The following is a 611-nucleotide window of genomic DNA, read 5'->3' as shown; positions in this document are numbered from 1 at the left end:
AGTTGGCCCATTGCTGCCATTCGGGAACAGTCATGGTTGCGGTTCGAACTCTACCGCGATTTGCCCTGAAGCATCCTGTTTTCGTAGTTTGACGGAAGCGGGCACGATCACCGCCTCCGATATCGAGAATTTCACTCTCAGCTTCTTATCGCCTTCCCAGAGGACAGAGGGGGAATTCTCGATAATGCCATCCCGCAACGCAAAAGTGGCACACTCGGCTTCAAACACGGCCGTGTCGCTCGCGCTCTCTTTATCCGGTGGCGTTCCAACTGGAACGACGGTGAGCCGGTCGTAGCAATATGGAGAAATTGCGCCGCCGCCTGTCCATGTAGTCAATACGGCCTTGACGGTTCCGGAAGGAGAAGTCACGAAAGTAGTGGCGTCAGGTTCGAAGGCGGATGTGCCGCCGTCTAACGCGAAACCCAGAAGAAGGAAGAGAATGGTACCAAACCCGATAACGGCAAGCCCAGCTGTCACTACACGGAAACCGGTTTTGATCATCACATTCTTTCCACGTCCGGGGTTTGCGCACTGCGAAAAAGGCATCTTCCGGAGTTGGGCGATTTCGTTGAAAAACTCAGTCGTTGCCAGCACAGCAAAACGCTGGTTCA

Annotated in this window: 1 protein-coding gene; it reads right to left on the bottom strand. The window is 54.2% G+C overall.

Translation table 11 applies throughout. The features are described 5' to 3' along the window. Positions 1-30: 30 nt before the first annotated feature. Positions 31-611, bottom strand: a 581-nt coding sequence (locus tag CPY51_RS32885) for a hypothetical protein (protein WP_195909607.1), incomplete at its 5' end; no start/stop codon positions are given.

The sequence above is a fragment of the Arminella tubonensis genome, from assembly GCF_003240585.1.
Lineage (GTDB): Bacteria > Pseudomonadota > Alphaproteobacteria > Rhizobiales > Rhizobiaceae > Rhizobium > Rhizobium tubonense.
This window is presented reverse-complemented; position numbering and strand designations above follow the sequence as displayed.